General features: G+C 69.8%; 12 protein-coding genes. 9 read left to right on the forward strand and 3 right to left on the reverse strand.

What is annotated here, in order from left to right; translation table 11 throughout:
* The first annotated feature begins 60 nt into the window (after nucleotides 1–60).
* From O7546_RS13760 to O7546_RS13770, 3 genes are read left to right on the forward strand one after another with little or no spacing between them, the layout of a single operon-like run.
* Nucleotides 61–6489: a DEAD/DEAH box helicase gene (locus O7546_RS13760; protein WP_281601029.1), complete on the forward strand. Its 6429-nt coding sequence runs from the start codon at nucleotides 61–63 to the stop codon at nucleotides 6487–6489.
* On the forward strand, nucleotides 6486–8657 hold the full coding sequence (locus O7546_RS13765; RefSeq protein ID WP_281601030.1) for a UvrD-helicase domain-containing protein: 2172 nt from the start codon (nucleotides 6486–6488) through the stop codon (nucleotides 8655–8657). Before O7546_RS13760 ends, O7546_RS13765 begins: the two co-directional genes overlap by 4 nt.
* A gap of 49 nt (nucleotides 8658–8706) precedes the next feature.
* On the forward strand, nucleotides 8707–9933 hold the full coding sequence (locus O7546_RS13770; protein ID WP_281601031.1) for a serine/threonine-protein kinase: 1227 nt from the start codon (nucleotides 8707–8709) through the stop codon (nucleotides 9931–9933).
* A gap of 46 nt (nucleotides 9934–9979) precedes the next feature.
* Here O7546_RS13770 and O7546_RS13775 read toward each other — a convergent pair whose 3' ends face one another.
* Complete coding sequence (locus O7546_RS13775) at nucleotides 9980–10195, reverse strand: DUF397 domain-containing protein (protein WP_281601032.1); 216 nt, start codon at nucleotides 10193–10195, stop codon at nucleotides 9980–9982.
* Entirely contained in the window at nucleotides 10188–11078 is an 891-nt protein-coding gene (locus O7546_RS13780; protein WP_281601033.1) for a helix-turn-helix transcriptional regulator, read from the reverse strand. The genes O7546_RS13775 and O7546_RS13780 overlap by 8 nt, the downstream gene beginning before the upstream one ends.
* Before the next feature lie 321 nt (nucleotides 11079–11399).
* On the opposite strand from O7546_RS13780, the gene O7546_RS13785 reads away from it, so the two are divergent.
* The 6 genes from O7546_RS13785 to O7546_RS13810 all read left to right on the forward strand — a co-directional run bounded on the left by O7546_RS13785 (nucleotide 11400) and on the right by O7546_RS13810 (nucleotide 17677).
* Nucleotides 11400–11681: a DivIVA domain-containing protein gene (locus tag O7546_RS13785; protein ID WP_281601034.1), complete on the forward strand. Its 282-nt coding sequence runs from the start codon at nucleotides 11400–11402 to the stop codon at nucleotides 11679–11681.
* Entirely contained in the window at nucleotides 11678–11929 is a 252-nt protein-coding gene (locus O7546_RS13790) for a hypothetical protein (protein WP_281601035.1), read from the forward strand. The genes O7546_RS13785 and O7546_RS13790 overlap by 4 nt, the downstream gene beginning before the upstream one ends.
* A 131-nt stretch (nucleotides 11930–12060) precedes the next feature.
* Complete coding sequence (locus O7546_RS13795; RefSeq protein WP_281601036.1) at nucleotides 12061–12651, forward strand: SAVMC3_10250 family protein; 591 nt, start codon at nucleotides 12061–12063, stop codon at nucleotides 12649–12651.
* Nucleotides 12652–12660: 9 nt separating this feature from the next.
* Nucleotides 12661–16119 (forward strand): protein kinase, encoded by a 3459-nt coding sequence (locus tag O7546_RS13800; RefSeq protein WP_281601037.1) that lies wholly within the window; start codon nucleotides 12661–12663, stop codon nucleotides 16117–16119.
* A gap of 6 nt (nucleotides 16120–16125) precedes the next feature.
* Nucleotides 16126–16740, forward strand: a complete 615-nt coding sequence (locus O7546_RS13805) for a hypothetical protein (RefSeq protein ID WP_128136632.1) — start codon at nucleotides 16126–16128, stop codon at nucleotides 16738–16740.
* 142 nt (nucleotides 16741–16882) lie between these two features.
* A complete protein-coding gene (locus O7546_RS13810; protein ID WP_281601038.1) occupies nucleotides 16883–17677 on the forward strand; it encodes a class I SAM-dependent methyltransferase in 795 nt (264 codons plus the stop codon).
* Here O7546_RS13810 and O7546_RS13815 read toward each other — a convergent pair whose 3' ends face one another.
* Entirely contained in the window at nucleotides 17678–17908 is a 231-nt protein-coding gene (locus O7546_RS13815; protein ID WP_128136630.1) for a hypothetical protein, read from the reverse strand.
* Nucleotides 17909–17955 lie beyond the last annotated feature (47 nt).

The following is a 17955-nucleotide window of genomic DNA, read 5'->3' on the forward strand; positions in this document are numbered from 1 at the left end:
GGCTGTCGGGCAGCTCAGAGCCGGTCAGGGGGTGAAGTAGCATGCGGCGGTGATCCGCTCATGAGACCGACGATCGCCGCCGATACGCTGCGTCGGACCCTCACCCAGTACCTGACCACCACCTTCGGCCTGACCGAGGACGGCGTACGCCAAGGTCTGGAGGGTTTCCTCTCGCACCCGGAACAGGGCATCTTCCGTGGCCCTTACCTGCGGATCCGCACCCCCTTCCGCCCGGCGGCGGGGAACTGGCGCGCGGGCCTGGACTGGGCGCCGGCGGACTTCACCCCCTACCTGCACCAGGCGAACGCGTTCGCCCGGCTGTCGACGAAGGGCAAGGCGGCCGAGCCGACGCTGATCACCACCGGCACCGGCTCGGGCAAGACGGAGTCGTTCCTGATCCCGGTGCTGGACCACTGCCGGCGGCAGAAGCAGCAGGGCAGAGCCGGAGTCAAGGCGATCCTGCTCTACCCGATGAACGCCCTCGCGACCGACCAGACGCAGCGCATCAACGAGCTGCTGTCCGACCCTGCGCTCAGCCAGGTGACCGCCGGTCTCTACATCGGCGACGTCGCGGCAATCGAGTACCCGCACGTGTTCACCAAGCGGTCGGAGATGCGCCGTACCCCTCCGGACATCCTGATCACCAACTACAAGATGCTGGACCTGCTGCTCCAGCGCGCCGACGACCTGCCGCTCTGGGAGGGCGCTGAGCCGGCATACGTGGTGCTGGACGAATTCCACACCTACGACGGCGCGCAGGGCACCGATGTGGCGATGCTGCTGCGCCGGCTCGCCGCCGCGCTCGACCTCGACGAGCCGGAACGGCCCCTCGGGCCGATCTGCCCGGTGGCAACCTCCGCCACGCTCGGTGAGGGCGGTGGCCGGGACGGTCGTACCGCGATCCGTGAGGTCGCCGAGCAGGTCTTCGGCATCCCCTTCGACCCCGCATCGCTGGTGGGGGAGGACCGGTACGAGGCCGGGGAGTTCATCGCCCGCCAGGACTTCAGCCTGCCGCTGCCTACCCCGGAGCAGCTCGCGGCCGTCGACGACCGCGACCCCGATGCGATGATGGCCGAGGTCGCCGAGTTGGTCGTCGGCGAGCGTTGTCTCGACGCCCCGACGCGCCTCGGTGATCTGCTGCGTCAACATCCGTTGACGAAGGCGGTGCTCGACTCGCTCCAGGCCAGGCCGTGCACCCTTAGCGAGATCATCGACGTGCTCCCCCGTAAGAACGCCACCGGCTGGGGCAGCGTGATGAAGACTCCACACGAGATCACGGCGAAGGCTCTCGCCCGGTTCGTCGGCCTGCTTTCCGTCGCGCAGAACCCAGAAGCTCCCGGCCGCCCGCTGCTCAACATCGAAACCCACCTGTGGGTACGCGCGGTCTCCCGCCTGCTGCGCGGCACGTCCCACCAGGCCGCATTCGGCTGGTACGGCGAAGCGCCGCGGGAACTGGACCCGTACGCCGCTGCCGCCGACGTGGTCGTGGCCGACAACCGCTACCCACGGTTGCCGGCCATCTACTGCCGGCACTGCGGCCGCTCCGGCTGGATGGCGTTGTCGCCGGAGAAGGACCCGCAGGAGTTGGAGACCGACCCCGACAAGATCTACCGAGCCAGCGTCGGTCGGGACAAGCGCCGGGTCCGCGCGTTGATCGCTGCGACCGAGGACGAGGTACGCCAGCGCTCCCGTGGCCTGCTGGTTCTGGAGTACGGCCGTCGGGTGCGCCCCTTCGACGAGCAGCGCGACCGCAGGCCCACCGACGACGCGATTGTCGTGCTCGGCGACGTTCTCGACATCGACGGTGCCGAGAAGGACCGCTGCCCGTCCTGCGAGTTGGACCACGGCATCCGCTTCCTCGGCGCCGGCCTGGCGACCCTCGCCTCGGTGGCGATCACGCAGCTCTTCACCGGTGGGGAGCTCGACGAGGCCGAGAAGAAGACGCTGCTCTTCAACGACTCGGTCCAGGACGCCGCACACCGCGCCGGTTTCGTCGCCAACCGGTCCTACTCGTTCTCGCTGCGCTCCCTGCTCGCCAGCCGACTGACGTCGGGGGAGTCGATCGGGCTCGACGACCTTTTCGCCAGGATGATCGAGGCGGCGGCGCAGCCGGAGATCCTCTCCACCGTCGTGCCGCCGGACCTGCACGACCAGCCCGGTGTCGACAGCCTGCTCGCCGGTGAGCACAACGGCAGCCGGGAAACCTGGGAGCTGATCAGCGAGCGGCTCGTCTTCGCCACCGTGATGGAGACCGGTCTGCGTTCCCGCCAGGGCCGCACCCTGGAGTTGACCCGCAGTGTCGCCGTCGAGGTAGGCCTCGACGACCCCGCCGGGGCTGCCGCGATCTGCCGAGACGTCCATCTGACCGGGCCCGGCCACCTCGACGGAACGCCGCCGGACGACGCCCGCTACCTTGCCTTCCTCCGCGGCCTGCTGGAACGGCTGCGCACCCGCGGTGCCGTCTACCACGAGTGGCTGGTGCCGTACCTGAAGCGCGGTGGCACCCGGTGGCAGGTCTGGGGCGGTCGCCCCGCCGGCATGCCCGCGTTCCCGAAGGGGCTGTCCGCGCCCGCGTTCCTGCTCGCGACGCCGAAGTCCCGCTCGGAGTTCGACGTGGTCACCGCGCGCGGCAACTGGTACCAGGACTGGACGTCGCGCTGCCTCGGCCTCGACCACGGCGAAGCGGCCGGTTTCCTCACCCGGCTGCTGCCGGCCCTTGCCGCCGCCGACGTGGTCGCCGCTGGCGACACCGAGGACGGCAACACGGTGTACGGGCTGATGCCCGGCCACCTACGGGTGACCCGGCTCGACGACGCGTCCGCTGCGGCGGCCGGGGTCGGCTGCGACACCTGCCACTGGCAGCAGACGGAGCATCCCGACCGGGTTGCCGACTGGATCGGCCAGCCGTGCCGCCAGTACCGCTGCCGAGGCCGACTGCAGGCCGTCCACGACGACACCGCTGCCGACGACTACTACCGGCGGCTCTACCTGGACAGCCCGGTGTTCCGGGTGGTCACCGGCGAACACACCGGCATGCTCACCCGCGCCCAGCGGGAGACGGTGGAGAAGCAGTTCCGCGACGGCGAGCGCTACACCGACCCGAACGTGCTCTCCTGTACGCCCACCCTGGAGATGGGCATCGACATCGGCGCCCTGTCGGCGGTGGTCCTGGCGTCGCTCCCGCACGGCCCGGCCAACTACGTTCAGCGGGCGGGCCGCGCCGGCCGCAAGAGCGGCAACGCGCTGGTGCTGACCCTGGTCGGGCGAACCGAGCGCGACCGCTACTACCTCACCGATCCGCGCGACATGATCGCCGGCCAGATAGTTCCGCCCGGCTGCTTCCTTTCCGCCGTGGAGATCCTGCGCCGCCAGTACCTCGCCCACCTGATCGACCTGGCCGCCCGCGGGCGCCTGGCCGGAGTGTTGCCGATGCCACGGCGGGCACACGTGCTGTTCGGTCCGACCGGTTGGTTGACCGGCCTCGCCGAGGCTGGTCGTCGCGACGGTGGCCGGCTGGTGGAGGAGTTCCTGACCCTCTTCGGCGACAAGGTCCTGCGGGCCGCCGCCGATCAACTGCGTGAGTTCGCGGTGGACGGCATCGTCCACCGGGTCAAGGAAGCCGATGAGGTCTGGGAGTCCCGGCTGGCCGACCTGCGCCGTCGAATGCAGGAACTCGCCACCGCCCGGGGCACGCTGGTGCCCAGCGACCCGGACCATGCCCGCGAGATCAAGATGCTGAAGGCGGAGGAAGGTGCGGTCCGCCGCCGGCTGCGGGAGGTCAGCGGGGCTGCCGCCCACGGCACGCTAGTCGAGTTCGGTCTGCTGCCGAACTACGCGCTCATCGACAACCGGACCGACCTGGAAGCCACCCTGACCTGGGAGGACAAGGTCGACGGTGGCCGGCGGTTCCACAGCGAACTCCGCGAGTACGCGCGCCCTGCCCGTCAGGCGCTCGTCGAGATCGCCCCCGGCAACAGCTACTACGTACGCGGCTACAAGCATGAGATCTCGGGGCTCGACGTCGGCCCGGTGGACCGTCCGGCATACGAGCAGTGGCGGATCTGTGCCCAGTGCGGCTACGTCCGCACCCACCTGGCGAAGGAGGACACCAGCGCCTGCCCGCGTTGTCTGGACGCGGGCATCGCCGATCACGGCCGGCTGTTCCAGGTCCTCCAACCGACCCGGGTGCTCAGCCGCGACAAGCGCGACGACGCCCGCATCCGCGACGACAGCGACGACCGGGACCGGCGTTTCTACGCCACCACCGTCGCCGTCGACGTCGACCCGGCCAAAGTCGATTCGTCCTGGCGGCACGCCCATGACACCTTCGGTGTCGACTACAGCCGGCACGCGATGATCCGTCACTTCAACCTGGGTGCCCAGCGCTACGACCGGGCGGCTGAACTCTTCGCTGGCGAGGAGGTGCGGATCAACCGGTTCCATACCTGCACCTCCTGCGGGGGCACCACGGTCGACGGCACCCCTGCCGTGAGTCAACAACTCGCCGCGGAAACCTCCGGGTCGGCCGTCGTCAAGGGAGCCGAGCACCACCGGCCGTGGTGTCCCTACCGGCGCTCGCCGGCTGCCCCGGACGCCCATGTCGACCTGATCCTGGCCCACGAACTGGAAACCGAGGCGCTGCGCATCCTGATCCCCGCCGCGACCGCCGTGATACAGGAGCGCGTCGCGTCCTTCGCCGCCGCCGTCCGCCTCGGTATCGCCGCGCAGTACGGCGGCGACCCCGCGCACCTGCAGGCCGTGTCGGCGACCATGCCGGACGGGCAGAGTGACGGGACGCGCAACTTCGTGGTCGTCTTCGACACTCAGCCGCAGGGCACCGGCTATCTGCACCGCCTCGCCAAGCCGGAGGAGTTCCGTGCCATCCTGGAACTGGCGCGGCAGCGAATCGCCGACTGCGTCTGCCGGCACGAAGGTAGGGCGGTGTGTCACCGCTGCCTCCTGCGGTACGCGCGTAACGAGCACTTCGCCCTCATGAGCCGCGACGAGGCGTTGGGCATGCTGGACAAGCTCCTCGACAACTGGAACGTCGAGGAGGGCACTCGTACGGACGAGATCTCGCTGATCCACCAGGTGGAGAGCGAGTTGGAGTTGCGTTTCCTCACCAAACTGCTGGCGCTTGGCGAGACACCCGGCTCGGGCCTGAGAATCGACCGGCGGACCGACCACGACGGTGCCCGCATCGCCGACCTGCGGTTCATCCGGGACAACGGTCAAAGCGTCACCCACTGGCAGATGAAGCTGCAGAACACCGTCAGAGGCACTCGTCCCGACGTCCACTTCAAGCGCCTCGACGCCCCGTCGCCCGAGGTGGCTGTCTACCTCGACGGATTCAAGTACCACGCCTCGTCACAGTACAACCGGCTCGCGGACGACGCGGAGAAGCGGGCCCGGTTGCGGGCGCACGGTTATCTGGTATTCGCCGCGACCTGGGACGACGTCAAGACCTGGGGTAGCGCGGACGGGCTGGGGCAGTGGACCCCGTATGGCGGGGTCAGTAAGCAGGCTGCCCGGGAGAGGTATCGGCAGTTCCTCCCCGGCGCCGACCCTGACGAACTCGAGGAGACCATCTGGGTCAACCCGATCGAGCAGCTGATGCGATTCCTCGCGAATCCCGACCTCACCCGTTGGCAGCGTCGTGCGGAAGCGACCTTGGCCGGCATGCTCAAGCAGGCTCGGGACAATACCGCCACCGACTCCAGCGGTGTGGCAGAGCGGCTGTTGGCTGCACTGCGCGGAGAGCCCTTGCCCAGGCCGACTGCAGGAAAGATCATGATTGCTCGCGCTCGGGACCACGCCGACTGCCCGGTGGCCATGGTGGTCGACGGGCGAAGCAAGCCTCTGCCGACATGGTCGGCGCTGGCCGTCCTGGACGACCTGCCGGCTGCCGTGGCCGATGCGGGCCACCAGGAACGCTGGGCGGCGTGGCTGGCCTGGGGCAACGTCATCCAGTTCCTCGGCAACGGCGGTGGTGATGCAGGTCAGCTCGCCGTGTCTGGTCTTGACGCCTTCGAGCCGGCCTCGATGGCGGTCACCGAGGGCACCGGGCTCGTGCTGACTCAACGCGCACTGCCGCTCGACGAGGAGACGGCGACGTGGCTCGGCGTCGTGGCGCAGCCGGTGGCCGCCGAGCCCGAGACGCTCGACAAGGAGTCGCCGTGGCGGGACGTCCTGCGTTACCTGGATCCGGCCGAAGACACTCTGGACCATCTCGTCCAGCAGTTGGCCCGGCAGGGTCTACCCGCACCGATCGTCGGCTACGAGCTGGGTGACCAGGGCTGGCAGGCCGAGCTGGCCTGGCCGGACCGGCGGATCGCCATCGTGCTCACCGGTCCCTCCGACGATCCGGAGACGGAGGACCGCGACCGGGCGTACGCGGAGGCGGGCTGGCACGCCCGTACCGCTCGGCAGTGGTCAGTTGACGAGTTGGCGGCGGAGATCAGGGCGACGAGCGGGGGAGAACGTCGATGAGCACCGGAGCAACAACCCTGCGGATGCTGGACCGGGCCGACAAGGAGGTCATGAAGCTCAACCGCGCCGACATCGGGGCTGTTTACGAGTTCATGCACAAGTTCCGGCACAACCCGGAAAACCCGGGGCTGCACCTGAAGCCGCTGGGCGGCGACTCCCGGCTGTGGTCCGCCCGGGTCAAGAAGGACTACCGCGCGCTGCTGCTGCACATCGCCGACCGCGACTATCTGCTCGTGTCGGTCAAGCACCGCAGTGAGGTGTACGACGACTTGTCGCGCTACGCGTACCGGATCAACCGGGTCACCGGCGGCATTGAGGTCGTCGACCTCACGCCGGTCGGCGACAGCATCGTCGGTCGGGTCGTACCGCCCGAGGTCGAGCCGGAGCCTGCACAGAAGCCGATCTTCGACGCGTACACCGACGCGCAACTGCTGGAGCTTGGCGTCGCCGAGCCGCTGTTGCCTCAGATCCGCGAGCTCACCACCGAGGCGGAACTGCTGGAACTGCTCGACCGGGCGCCGCAGCTCACCACGGACGTGCTCTTCGCCCTGTACGACGGAACCCCGTACACCCAGGTACTGCAACAGGTCACCGAACCGGTACGGGCCGGCGAGCTGGTCGACCCGGAGGACTTCCAAGCCGCGGTGCAACGCCCGGCGACCCAGGTCACCTCGGACGACGAGGCACTGCAAGCGATCATCGGCGAAGCATTCGAACGGTGGCAGATCTTCCTCCACCCCACCCAGCGTAAGCTGGTGGAGAAGAAGTACAACGGCCCCGCGCGGGTGGGCGGCGGCCCCGGCACCGGCAAGACCATCGTGGCCCTGCACCGGGTGGCGCACCTGGCCCGGCAGCTTCCGCCCGGCTCCGACAAGCCGATCCTGCTCACCACTTTCAACCGCAACCTCGCCGCCGACCTGCGCACCCGGCTGCTCGCACTCGGCGGCCAGGAATTGGTAGCCCGCGTCGACATCGTCAACATCGACCGGCTGGCCAGCCGGGTGGTGACCGAGGCGAAAGCCGGCGGCAGCCGTCGCGTCGTCGACGACAACCGTGTACCCGACCTGTGGAGCGAGTTCCTCCTCGAGACCGACGAGTCAGGCTGGGACGCGGAGTTCCTCGCCGCCGAGTGGACCCAGGTGATCCTCGGCCAGGTGCTCAACTCGCGCAACGAGTACTTCAAGGCACGCCGCCCGAACCGCGGCCGCAGCCTGACCCGCGTCGAACGGGACCAGATCTGGCAGCTCTCCGAACGCTTCACCAACTGGCTTGAAATCCGTGGGGTGTGGACCTGGCGGCAGGTGGCCCAGCGGGCGGCCCGCCTCGAGATGGACCGTGCGTCCGCCACCGGGGAGACCTCCGGCGCCTTCCATCGCCCCCGCTACCGCCACGTGGTGGTGGACGAGGCGCAGGACCTCAGCGCGGCGCACTGGAAGATGCTGCGTGCCATGGTCGCCCCCGGCCCGGACGACATGTTCCTCACCGGCGACACCCACCAGCGCATCTACGACAACCACGTCACGTTGAGCAGTCTGGGTGTCAACATCCGCGGCCGATCCTCGCGTTTGACCCTCAGCTACCGCACCACCCGGCAGATCCTCGCGGACGCCCTGCAGATGATGACCGGCGAGGTGTACGACGACCTCGACGGCGGCGAGGAAGACCTCGCCGGGTATCGCTCACTACTGAGGGGAGCGCGGCCGGTGTTCCGGGGAGCCCAGACGTGGGCGCAGGAGCGGGACCTGATCACCCAGCAACTGCACGCGTGGGGAAATCCGACCGACGGGTCCGTGGCGGTCTGCGTGCCGACCAGGGATCTCGCGGCGGAGGTGATCAATCGGCTGAAGGCCGACGGGTTGCCGGCCATCGAGATCGGGCCCGACGGCCCGACGCAGCCCGACGGCGTTCACGTCGGTACGATGCATCGGTTCAAGGGCCTCGAATATCAGCGCATCATCATCGGAGGGGTCAGCGACGGGCTCATTCCCCGCCAGCTGACCAACCGCTACCGGGACAGCGACCCGAAGCGCTACCAGCGTGAGCGCCAGCGGGACCGGTCCCTGCTCTTCGTCGCCGCCACCCGGCCCCGCGACGAGCTGGCAGTGTTCTGGCACGGCACGCCCAGCCCGTTCCTGACCGCCCGACTGGTGCAACGACAGGTGCCATGAGAGGCGGTCCGTTCCAATCCGGGATGGCCTCTGACAGAGGGAGACGTAGGTGCAGGCGCGGGATCGCGTCAGCGATCGGTACGAGCTGACGTATCCGATCGGTCGTGGCGGGATGGGCCAGGTGTGGGCTGGTTACGACGAACGCCTCGACCGACCGGTGGCGGTCAAGTTCCTCCGGATACAGGAGGTGCCCGAGGTCGAACGCGAGGTTGCGATCAAGCGGTTCCGCCGTGAGGCACGAGTGACCGCTCGCCTCGATCATCCTGGCGTGCCGGTCATCCATGACCTCGGTGTGCATGGCGATGACCTGTACATCGTCATGCAGCTCGTCCAGGGCTGCCAACTGGCCGATCTCATCGCGGAGCAGGAGCGACTCTCGGTGGCGGCGTCGGCGTCGATCGCCGCGCAGGTCTGCTCCGTGCTGGCCGCCGCACACGCCGCCTCCCTGGTACATCGCGATCTGAAGCCGCAGAACGTCATGGTCACGCCCCCGGGCGCCGTCAAGGTCCTGGACTTCGGTGTCGCCGCGTTGATCGGGCCGGCCGAGCAGTCGCGCCTGACCGCCACCGGCCACACGCTCGGCACTCCCGCCTACATCGCCCCGGAACAGGCGTCGGGTGCCGTCGTCGGACCTGCCGCCGACCTCTACGCCCTCGGGTGCGTTCTGTTCGAGATGCTCACCGGACGGCCCCCCTTCGAGGCCGGGAACTCGCTGGAGATGCTGCACCGGCACATGCGCTCGCCCGTCCCGATCATCGTCGAGTATCGGTCGGACGTTCCTGACGACCTGGCTCATCTCTTGTTCTGCCTGCTGGCGAAGGACCCCTCGGACCGGCCCGCCTCGGCTGCCGAGGTTGCGCAACTGCTCGCGCCCTTCGCCAGCGGCGAGGACGCGAGAGCCGGCGCCGGCCCGTTCGCTCCGGTCACCGCTACGGATTCCACGCCTGCATCGAGACCAGGTCAGTCGCTGGCGGAGGTGCGGACGCAGGTCGAGGAACTTGCCGAGCACGAACGGTTTGCTCAGGCGGCCGAACTCCTGGAGCGGACACTCAGGTTCACCCCGGCTGCCGACCTGGCCGGTAGCGAGATCGTTCCGTTGCGGCTCGATCTCGCCAACCTCGTCATGCTGGCCGGTGACTTCCGGCGGGCGAAGCGCCTCTTCGAGCAGCTCGCCCGGGACCTCGACGGGTGCGGTAACCAGCAGGATCTAGTCGACGAATGCCATCGAAGAGCGCTCAGCTGCAAGACCGAGCTCGGCGAGCCGACGGAAGGGTGAAGACCGAGGCGCCGAGAAGGCCGAGCCGACGGGCCGGACGTCCCCGTCAGTGGCGATGCCGGCCGACGCCCGAGGGCTGCCCCGGACCGGTGAGAAAGGCGGACCATGCCTGCCGTGCGAAGGTGAGAGCGGATCCGTCTGGATCCTTCGAGTCGCGTACGGCGACGATGCCGGGAAGGTTGGTGGCTACCTCCACGCACTCGCCGCCGTTGCCGCCGCTACGGGTGCTCTTGCGCCAGACGGCGCCGGTCAGGTCAGTCATGGCGAAGCTCCCCAATGATCCCCTTGATCGTGTCTCTTGATTCTGCCTCACTCTGCGCCAGCCGAGTGGCGCTCGCAAACGCCTCCTCGTAGGCCCGCAGCTCCGCAGGCTTGTCCAGGTACAACGCTCCGGTGAGGGATTCGCTGTAGACGACCGAGGGTTCGGGTGCTGCCCGGCCGCCCTTCGTCGCAGGGAAGTCCAGGATGACGAACGAACCGGCGACGGCGCCGAGGTGTGGGCCGGCGGCGAGCGGCACTACCCGTACCGATACGTTGGGCCGCTCGGAGGCTTCGAGAAGGCCGTTGAGCTGCCCGGTCATGACGGCCTGCCCGCCGACTGAGCGCCGCAACACGGCCTCCGAGACGACGGCATCCAACTGAGGCGGCTCGGGCATCCGTCGGCTGAGCAGGTTCTGCCGCTGTAGCCGCACCTGCACCGCGTGCTCGCGATCCTCGTCGGTGCCGGCGGGCTGGTCGATGCGCGCCAGTGCCTGGATGTACTCACGAGTCTGGAGCAGTCCGGGAATGACGGTCTCCTGATACTGGCGAAGTGACGCGGCGGCGGACTCCAGGCCGACGTACAGCTCGAACCAGCTCGGCACCGCGTCCCCGTACGCGTGCCACCACCCCTTCGACTTCGTCTCCGCGGCCAGCCCTCGCATCGCCTCGGTCATCTCCGCGGACACGCCGTACAGCTCGCACATCGCCTTGACGTCGAGCACCCGCACCGACCCGAGGCCGCACTCGATGCGCCAGATCTTCTGCCGGCTGTACTCCAGCGCCTCGGCGGCGGCGTCGAGGGTCACGCCGGCCTCGTTGCGGAACTGGCGCAGCAGCCGGCCGAGCTGTCGGCGCGGCACGGTCGAACCGATGTCTTCCGCCATCCGGGCACTCCCTGGTTCCATCCGGCAACAACGAGTGACATTGCTCTGCAACGTCTACTCGTTCCCACGAAATAAGTCAATGCACAACGTGGAAAGTCTCGGGTGGAACGTTGCGCATCCACTGCGCACTGTCACAGGATGACTACCGGCACGATTGCCCGGCGATCTCTACGCCCGGCCGTTGTGCGTGTCGATCGGTGATCCGTTGAACAGCCCTGGTGCCGTACCGCTGAACGGAGCTGCGGTGTCAGGGCGGGGTGGGCCCGCCGGCGCGGGACGGGCGGGCGAGCCCACCCCTTCCACGACAAGGAGGACAGTCCGATGAGCAACCGTAGCGATCGACCGGGGCGGGGCAGCGGGACGACCGCGTACCCCTCGCTGCTGCCGTGGCAGGTGCGCGAGCGCCGCTTCCCGCCCGCCCGGTTCGGGCGCCGCGGCCTCGACCCCGATGCGGTGTACGCCTACCTCCGCCGGGTCGCCGGCGACATGGCCTCGCTCCACGCCGAGATCACCCGGCATCGCCAGGAGACCCTGCGGATCAAGGTGGCGCTGCGGCGCTGGCAGTCCGAGCAGGCGCGGCAGGCGAACGGCGAGCGCCGGTGACCGGGCGCTGGGTCATCCACCTGCCGGTGACCGCCGCCGACCTGCCCGCCGCGCAGCGCCTGGCCCGCGTCGTCGCCCGGTGGTCCGGAATGCTGCCGCAGGCCGACCCGGGGGAGACCACCGTGTCGGCCGAGGACGACCAGAACGTACGCCATCGGGTCTTCTGCGACCTGCTCATGCCCGGCGGCCGACGGTGCCTGCTCCGCGCCGACCACGACGGCCCCTGCTCCCGCCGCGTCCACGGCTGACGTGTTCAGCAGGTGGTCGCGTTGGTGCAAGGGGCCGCGCGGACACCGATCATCGTCGATCGAGGGTCAGCATCGCGAGCGTGCGCCACGTAGGGTGGGACTAGGACGTCTCCCCGTAACCGGAGTGCATCTTGAGCCTGAAGTACTACCTCTACCTGTCGCATCTCAAGATCGGACTCCTGGCGGCACAGGTCGCCTCCTCCGCGCAGCACGAGACCGAGCTCGCCGTGGACCTCAAGGTCGTCCGCTACAGCCGCAAGGCGGTCCTGCCCGAGCGCCACGACCTCGACAAGCTGGAGAAGGTGATCCGGCACCTGCAGGACGCCGACCAGATCGGCGCCGCTTACGAGGAACGCCCCTACGTCCAGGCCTGCCTGGAGATGCGCTGGCAGGTCTTCCCGACCGCCGGCATCGTGGTCTTCGCGGGGACGCTCGACGACCAGGTCATCGTCCTCGGTGGCTCGGCGTCGCACGTGGTCGGTGGCGGTGACGCCGAACCGGTCGGATCGGTCCCGCCGTACCTGTTCCGCAAGCTCCAGGAACTGCGAGCCGACCCGGGCGAGTTCGACGACGAGCGCTTCCACGAATCACTGGCGCAGATCGGCGCCGCGCTCCCGGGGCCGGCGCAACGGGTCGAGTTCATCGCCAAGCGGCTGGCCGAGAAGTCAGGGGCGAACGGCGTGCTCCTGGGCGGCCCGATCTACGTGGCGCTCGTCGACTAGGGCCTCGGCGTGGACGCGGGGCAGGTCATCCGGTGGCGGCCGGGGGAGACCGTCCTCGACACGTTCCGCATCGAGGAGGTCGTCGAAACGGGCGGCACGGGGTTCGTCTACCGCGCGCATCACCTCGCCTGGGGCGTCGACCTCGCGGTGAAGACGCCGCGCCCCGACCTGGCCTCGGCGCCCGGGATCCTCGATCTGCTGGCGCAGGAGGCGCAGGCCTGGACCGATCTCGACCCGCATCCGAACGTGGTGGGCTGCAACTACGTGCAGCGCGTCGGCGCGTACCCGGTGATCTTCGCGGAGTGGGTCGCGGGCGGTGACCTGACCGCGGCGGTCCGGGACGGGCGGTGCCGTGATCTGCCGCATGCTCTCGACGTGGCGATCCAGATGCTGCGCGGCATTGGGCACGCCCACGCGGCGGGCCTGGTGCACCAGGACGTCAAGCCCTCGAACGTCATGTACGACGGCGAGACGGCGAGGGTCACCGACTTCGGCACGGCCAAGGCGAAGGCGTCGGTCTCCTCGCCCCCGCAGGGTGGCGAGGAGACCGGGTACGCGACGCTCGGCGGCTTCACACCGCAGTACTGCTCGCCGGAACAGGTCGATCCGGAGGGCCGGATCGGCCGGGCCAGCGACATGTGGTCCTGGGCGCTGACCGTGATCGAGTTGCTGCACGGGCGCCGGCTCTGGAAGTGGGGCCACGAGGGTGCGGACGCGCTGGCGGAACTACGCGACGATCTCCCGCCGGCGCTGCGCGACCTGCTGGCGGGCTGCCTCGCCCGCGACCCCCGGTCGCGCATCGGCGACACCGCCGAGGCGGAAGCCGTGCTCCTGCACGTGTACGCCGACGGCACCGGAAGCCCCTACCCGCACTCGGACCAGATTCCGCCGTCGCTGCGGGCCGACGGCCTGTCCAACAAGGCGCTGTCGCTGTGGGATCTCGGTGAGCAGAGCCGGGCGATCGAGCTGTTCGAGCGGGCCAAGGCGATCGACCCGAACAACGTCCGCGCGGTCTACAACCACGGGCTGATCAGGTGGGCCGACGGCCTGGTCACCGACGAGACCCTGCTGTCGGAACTGCGCGCCACCGGCGACTCCTGGGAGGCGGACTACCTGGCCGCGATGGTGCACATGGAACGCGGCGACGGTGTCCTCGCCGCACGCCACCTGGCCGAGGCGGACCGGAAGCACCCGGGCTCACCCGAGATCGCGGTCGCGCGGGAACGCTGCGCCCGGCTGGAGCCGAGGGGCACCCTCGAGGTGTTCGGGCGCACGTCCGGCAGGGTGGTGGCGATGGCCTGCGACCACGACGCGACACACGTCGTGGTGGCGGAGGAGTCGGGCCGGGTGCGGATCTGGGACGCGTTCGGCGGCCGGGTCCTCGCTGAACTCCCCGATTCCGGTCGGACTCCCGTCGACGTCGCCATCGACCACGCCGGCGTCCGGATCCTCGTCTGCTACCGGGATTCCCTGGTCGAGATGTGGCGCCTCGTCGACGGAGCCGCCGAACCGGACGGCCGGTGGGAGGGAGGAACGGCCGTGGCGCTCAGCCCCGAGGGTGGCTTCGCGGCCGTGGGCACGGCCGACGGCCGCGTCCTCGTCCTCCGCACCGGCACGTGGGAGACGGTTGCCGACATCCGGCCCCACGAGGGCAGGGTCACCCGGGTGGTCCTCGGCCCGGACGCCGAGGTGTTCGTCTCGGCTTCGCTGGGGCGTGTCCACTCGGGCGTCGACCACCGGGTGGAGCAGTGGTGGCCGCTGCGGCGCACCCGGATGCGGGGCCTGGAGATACCTCCCGACGAGGTGGAGCCCGACGACCAGAAGGTGACCGTGGCAGCGGACGGCTCCACCGTCCTGAGGTGCGGCTTCCGCTCGCTGATGGCGGTGGACATGCGGGTCTGGGACGGGCCGCGACAGTGGGAGATCCCCTGGCTGATGAGTTACGACCTGCTCGGCGTCTCGGGCCGTGCGGGCTGGGCCCTGGTCGACCCCGGGACCGGAGACCTCCAGGTCCTCGAACTGGCCAACCGCCGCTGCGTCCGCACCTTCCCCAAGGACTTCGAGCGGGGTACGCGTCGCGACACGACGGCGTTCAGCGGCGACTGCGGGTACGCCGTCGTCGCCGAGTCGGAGGGCTTTCCCCGCGATCAGACCTCGCTTTCCCGCCTGCCCATGCCGCTCAGCGGACACCTCGCCCCGTGGTCGTACGCGCCACCCCGCCCGGTCGGTGTCCTCGCTCACGAGGAGAGCGCGTTCGAGCAGGTCATGGACCGTGTCGAAGCGCTGATCAAGTCCGGCGAGCAACGGCTGGCGGCCGATGCGATCCGCGAGGCCAGGGCCATTCCCGGCTATCACCGCCACCCGCGTCTGCGCCGTGCCTCCCGAGCCGCCGGCCGGAACCTGCGGCGCACCGGGCTGGCCGGCGTCTGGGTGCGGCAGGAGCTGTCCGACGTCATGCTCACCCGTGGAACCTTCGACGTCAGTGATTCCGGCAGGCTGTTCGCCTTTCCCGCCAACGTCGACGAGGTGGAGGTCTTCGACCTGGAGACGCTCGAGAAGGCGGGCTCGGTGACCCAGCGACGGAACCCCGCCACCACGCTGCGCTTCGCCAGGGGCGACCGCGATCTGGTCGTCGTCTACTCGGACGGGTCGGTCGCCTGCCACGACACGGCGACGTTCCAGCCACGGTTCCGGGTCGCCGGTGCGCTGCCCAGCGACGAGGGGACCACGACGCTCGACCTCTCCGGCGACCTGCTGACCGTCGGATTCGGGTACGGCCTGGCGACGGTGTGGTCGCTGGACGCCGCGGCCTGTGTCGCGGCGGTCCGCACCGGGCCCGGAACGATCGCCGGTGTCACGGCCGACGAGGAGTCTCGCCTGGTCGCCGTGCACCTGCGAACGGGCGACACGAACACCGTGGAGGTCCGGTCGATGGACACCGGGAAGGCCGTGCGGACCTTCCCGCACGTCGACGCGCACACGGAGATCCGCTTCGCCTCCGGTGTGTTGTTGATGGCCGGGATGACCCGCCTGAGGGCGTGGCGACCCGGTGGCCGGCGCCCGCTGTACGAGCTCCAGTGGGTCAAGCACAGTTCCTCGGCCGCCCTGTCCTTCACCGGCGGCCGTCGCCTCGCCGCCATCGCCGGTCAGCAGGGCTTCGTGGTCTGGAACACCGCGACCGGAGACCTGGTGTTCGACGGGAGGGCCGTCGGCGATCCCGACCACCCCGTCTACGGCATCGACAACGTGGCGGTGTCCGCCGACGGAACATTCGCCGTCGCGGGCGACCCGGGCGAGCAGACCGTCGATGTCTGGGACCTGCGAACAGGACGCCGGATCCGCACGCTGCACGGTCACCTCGCCTGGGTGAACACGGTACGCGCCGACGGCTCCTTCAGCACCGTCGTCACCGGCGACTTCCAGGGCAACGTCCGCGTCTGGGGCCTCGACTGGGACTTTGGGGAGTGATCGATCATGTTCGGGCGCCGCCGCCGGCACGAGGAGCTACGGGCGAAGTTCCTGACCAACCGGGATCGGGTCCGGTCCTGGTGGGAGGACTGGGAGATCCCCGAGGTCGTGTGGGCCGACGAGTTCAACGACGTCCCCGCACCCTGGATCGTGCTGGAGCAGGACCGGGAGAGCTGGCTCAGGATCCACGCGCCCGTCATGGACACCTACTTCTGGACGTTCCTCGGGCGTCCGCTGACCCCGGGCGTCCGCGAGGTGCGGGTCCGATGGCAGTTCGGGGCGGGGCACCGGTTCGAGGAACTCGACCTGACGATCGTCAGCGTGTGCGACCCCGCGTACCTGGCCGAGAAGCTGACCCTGGCGGTTCACCAGGCCCGGTTGAAGGGCTGGCGGGACGAGGACGCGCAGCCGGTCTACCAGTGGCTGGTCGAGGGCGTCGGCATGACCCCCCTCGACAACGCCGTACGGGGAACCAAGCGGTTGGGATTCGTCCTGATGACGTTCAGCCGTTTCCCTGACACCGACGGCAACGTGATCGTGCGACTGACCGCGGTCGAGACCGACCGCGCGCAGGACGGCTCACCGCTCGACGCCGACGGGGTGTCCATTCCCGAACGGTAGGCGATCGGCGCCGGAGGCGACGGTGCGGATGCCGTACGGCAGTTGCGGCGCGCAGGGGACGAGCGCGGCGGTCGAGGCGTTCGGGGCGTGCCCTGAGCAGAACCGCTGGCCTCGGAACCGCCGCGGCGGGCAGGCTGCCGGCATGGCGACGGGCTTCGGCGGTGAGGTGGCGACCTACTACGCACGGCATCGGCGCGGCTATCCGCCCGAGGTGCTCGACGCGCTCGCGGCAGCCTTCCGTCTCGGCGGCGACGACACGGTGGTCGACCTCGGCTGCGGCACCGGTCAGTTGAGCCTCCCGCTCGCCGCTCGGGTGCGTGCGGTCATCGGCGTGGACCCGGAACCGGACATGCTGGCGATCGCCCGGCGTACCGCCCTCGACCAGGGGATCGGCAACGCCACCTGGGTGCTCGGCAGCGATGGCGATGTGCCCGCGTTGTCCCGGCTGCTCGGCAGGGGGACGGTCGGTGCGCTGACCGTCGCCGTCGCCATCCACTTCATGGACCGCGACACGCTGTTCGAGGCGGCCAGGCCGTTGCTGCGCCCCGGCGGTGGCATCGCCGTCGTCACCAACGGCGAACCCCTGTGGACGCAGGACGCCGAGTGGTCGCGCGCACTGCGCGGATGCCTGGAGCGGATGCTCGGCCACCCGGTCACGGCGAGATGCCAGACCGACGAGGACGGGCGTCGGCGCAACCGGGAGGCGCTCGTGCGTGCCGGCTATCGGTACGAGGAGACGTCGGTGCGGTACGACGCACCGCTCACCGTCGACGACATGGTCGGCGGCGTCTTCTCCGCCATGTCCGCCGAACGGTTGCCTACCGACCAGCAGCGAGAGCGCTTCGCCGCCGAGCTTCGGGATGCGCTCGGCGGCAGGACCGAGGTGACCGAGAGTGTGCGGGTCTGGTTGCAGTGTGGCGTGCGCGACGAGGGCTAGCTAACTCGCGAACAGCATGCGTTGCGGGAAGTCGCCCCGGTCGCGCCAGGCGTTGACGATCTTGGCGCTGATCGCGCTGGCGGCGGCATTGAAGTCGCCGTCCTCGACTCGCGCCTGCAAGGTCTGCGGGTCGATGACGAGGATGCGATCGAGCCTGTCCTCGAATCCAAACGCGTAACGCACCTCGTCCGGCGGGGCCTCGACCCGACGGGCGGCGACCATCATGCCCATGTCGCTACTCTCCGAACCTCCACCTCGTACGCGAGCGTGGGCCGGTG

It is taken from the genome of Micromonospora sp. WMMA1976, assembly GCF_027497335.1.
In the GTDB taxonomy this organism is placed as follows: Bacteria; Actinomycetota; Actinomycetes; order Mycobacteriales; family Micromonosporaceae; genus Micromonospora; species Micromonospora aurantiaca.

What these genes read in the sequence shown, in the direction of transcription:
- O7546_RS13760 (WP_281601029.1), top strand. Translation starts at nt 61, where the DNA reads ATGAGACCGACGATCGCCGCCGATACGCTGCGTCGGACCCTCACCCAG.
- O7546_RS13765 (WP_281601030.1), top strand. Translation starts at nt 6,486, where the DNA reads ATGAGCACCGGAGCAACAACCCTGCGGATGCTGGACCGGGCCGACAAG.
- O7546_RS13775 (WP_281601032.1), bottom strand. Translation starts at nt 10,195, where the DNA reads ATGACTGACCTGACCGGCGCCGTCTGGCGCAAGAGCACCCGTAGCGGC.
- O7546_RS13780 (WP_281601033.1), bottom strand. Translation starts at nt 11,078, where the DNA reads ATGGCGGAAGACATCGGTTCGACCGTGCCGCGCCGACAGCTCGGCCGG.
- O7546_RS13785 (WP_281601034.1), top strand. Translation starts at nt 11,400, where the DNA reads ATGAGCAACCGTAGCGATCGACCGGGGCGGGGCAGCGGGACGACCGCG.
- O7546_RS13805 (WP_128136632.1), top strand. Translation starts at nt 16,126, where the DNA reads ATGTTCGGGCGCCGCCGCCGGCACGAGGAGCTACGGGCGAAGTTCCTG.
- O7546_RS13810 (WP_281601038.1), top strand. Translation starts at nt 16,883, where the DNA reads ATGGCGACGGGCTTCGGCGGTGAGGTGGCGACCTACTACGCACGGCAT.
- O7546_RS13815 (WP_128136630.1), bottom strand. Translation starts at nt 17,908, where the DNA reads ATGGGCATGATGGTCGCCGCCCGTCGGGTCGAGGCCCCGCCGGACGAG.